Origin of the sequence: Caballeronia sp. (genome assembly GCF_049581465.1) — a bacterium.
In the GTDB taxonomy this organism is placed as follows: Bacteria; Pseudomonadota; Gammaproteobacteria; order Burkholderiales; family Burkholderiaceae; genus Caballeronia.
On record NZ_JBAUSA010000150.1, the window covers coordinates 1 to 2830 of the forward strand.

The 2830-nt window shown below is 59.2% G+C and carries 2 protein-coding genes; both read left to right on the forward strand.

Features of this window, described 5'->3' with window-relative positions:
* A partial coding sequence (gene nirB / locus WCA53_RS03735; RefSeq protein WP_423905588.1) for a nitrite reductase large subunit NirB occupies positions 1-2501 on the forward strand: 2501 nt, incomplete at its 5' end.
* A gap of 32 nt (positions 2502-2533) precedes the next feature.
* A partial coding sequence (gene nirD / locus WCA53_RS03740) for a nitrite reductase small subunit NirD (RefSeq protein WP_423905590.1) occupies positions 2534-2830 on the forward strand: 297 nt, incomplete at its 3' end.

The following is a 2830-nucleotide window of genomic DNA, read 5'->3' on the forward strand; positions in this document are numbered from 1 at the left end:
GCCATAAACTCCTTGAATGCCTTGCTGAAAATGGCGCCGGGCACCTCGATGTGACCGTAGTGTGCGAAGAGCCGCGCGCTGCCTACGATCGTGTCCATCTGTCGGAATTCTTTTCGGGCAAGTCCGCAGATGACTTGTCGCTCGTTGAAGCCGGATTTTTCGAGCGCGAGAATTTCTTGCTCAAGCTCAACGCGAAAGCTGAGTCGATCGATCGCATCGCGCGCACGGTGACGGTCTCCACGGGCGAGACGCTTGCCTATGACAAGCTCATTATCGCTACGGGTTCCTATCCATTCGTGCCGCCGTTGCCGGGCCGGGATCGTCCCGACTGCTTCGTGTACCGCACCATCGAGGATCTTGAAGCGATGCAGGAATGCGGCGCGCGCTCGAAAACGGGCACGGTCATTGGCGGCGGTTTGCTCGGGCTCGAATGCGCGAAGGCGCTGCGCGACATGGGACTTGAGACGCATGTCGTGGAATTCGCGCCGCGACTGATGGCAGTGCAGGTGGACGACGGCGGTGGCCGCGTGTTGCGAAGCAAGATTGAAGAGCTCGGCGTGACGGTCCACACGGCGAAGAACACGCTCGCGATCGTGGCTGGCGAGACGGGCACGAACCGCATGCAGTTCGCCGACGACACTGGTCTTGACACCGACATGATTGTGTTTTCGGCAGGTATTCGTCCCCGCGATGAAATAGCACGCGCCGCCGGACTGGCCATTGGTCCGCGTGGCGGCATTGCGATCGACGACGCCTGTCGCACCAGCGACCCGGACATCTTCGCCATTGGTGAATGCGCGCTATGGAACGGCCAGACCTACGGTCTGGTTGCACCCGGTTACGAGATGGCGCGCGTTACCGCCAGGCAATTGCTCGGCGAGCAGGCCGCTTTCGGTGGCGCCGACATGAGCACCAAGCTCAAGCTAATGGGCGTGGACGTGGCGAGTATTGGCGACGCACATGGCACGACCCCGGGCAGCCGTTCGTACCAGTTCAGCGATGAACGCAAGCAGGTCTACAAGAAGCTGGTCGTCTCCGAGTGCGGCAAGTTTTTGCTTGGCGGCGTGATGGTCGGAGATGCCGCCGAATACGGCACGCTCTTGCAGATGATGCTGAACCGCATTGAATTGCCCGAAGCACCGGAATTCCTGATCCTTCCCTCATCCGACGGTCAGGCGAAGCCCGGGTTGGGTGTCGAAGCGTTGCCTGATAGTGCGCAAATCTGCTCGTGCAACAACGTATCGAAGGGACAAATCTGCGCGGCGGTCTGCGCCGGCGCGGCGAGCATTGGTGCGTTGAAGTCCGCGACCAAAGCCGGCAGTTCGTGTGGCGGGTGTGTGTCGCTTGTCACGCAGGTCATGAAAGCGGAGATGAAGAAGCAGGGCTTCGCGGTCAACAACCACCTGTGCGAACACTTCCCGTTTTCGCGCCAGGAGCTGTACCACCTTGTGCGGGTCGAGGGCTTCAAGACCTTTGGCGCGCTGGTGGAAAAGCACGGGCACGGCCTTGGTTGCGAAATTTGCAAGCCTGTCGTTGCGAACATCCTGGCGTCGTGCTGGAACGAATTCGTGCTTAAGAAAGAGCACGCGGGCCTGCAGGATTCGAACGACTACTTTCTCGCCAACATCCAGCGCGACGGCACGTACTCTGTCGTGCCTCGCATGGCGGGCGGCGAAGTGACGCCGGACGGATTGATCGCAGTCGGGCAAGTCGCGAAGAAGTACGGGCTCTATACGAAGATCACTGGGGGACAACGCGTCGATCTGTTTGGCGCACGCGTTGAGCAATTGCCGTTGATCTGGGAAGAGTTGATCGCGGCCGGATTCGAAACCGGGCACGCGTATGGCAAATCGTTGCGCACGGTGAAGTCCTGCGTCGGATCGACATGGTGCCGTTACGGCGTTGGAGATGCTGTCGGCCTCGCGATCGAACTTGAGAACCGATACAAAGGCCTGCGCTCGCCGCACAAGATCAAGTTCGGCGTCTCCGGCTGCACGCGCGAATGCGCTGAAGCGCAGGGCAAGGACATTGGGATTATTGCGACTGAGAAGGGATGGAATCTGTACGTGTGCGGCAATGGAGGGATGAAGCCGCGCCACGCCGAACTGTTTGCGTCCGACCTTGACCGTGCGACGTTGCTTCAGTACATCGACCGGTTCCTGATGTTTTACGTGCGCACTGCGGACCGGTTGCAACGCACCAGTGTGTGGCGGGACAACCTGGAAGGTGGGCTTGAGTATCTCGTGGATGTCGTGGCCCGCGACAAGCTGGGGATCGCCACTGAACTCGAAGTGGAGATGCAGCGCGTGGTCGATACGTATGAATGCGAGTGGAAGAAAGCGGTCACTGATCCCGAGACGCGCAAGCGTTTCCGCCACTTCGTGAACAGTGATGCTGGCGATGCGAACGTGACGTTGATTGAAGAGCGTGGCCAGGTTCGTCCGGCCACGTTTGCGGAACGGCAGTTGAAACAGATTCCGGTCTTGGTTGAAACCGTCTGACTAGCTAACGCTTGATATTTAGGGAACTCATCATGAATTTTGATCGAATCGAGTCGTGGACCCCGGTGTGCGAGCTTACCGATATTGTGCCGAACACCGGTGTATGCGCGCTGGTTAATGGTGGTCAGGTAGCGGTTTTTCATCTTGCTGATGGCGATGGGAGCGAGCGGGTGTTTGCGATTGACAACGTGGACCCGGCGTCGCACGCGTCGGTTTTGTCGCGCGGCTTAGTGGGCAGTTTGGGGGAGCGCATCGTGGTTGCATCGCCAATTTATAAGCACCACTTTGACTTGAACACGGGGGAGTGTTTGGAAGCGCCAGAGTATTCC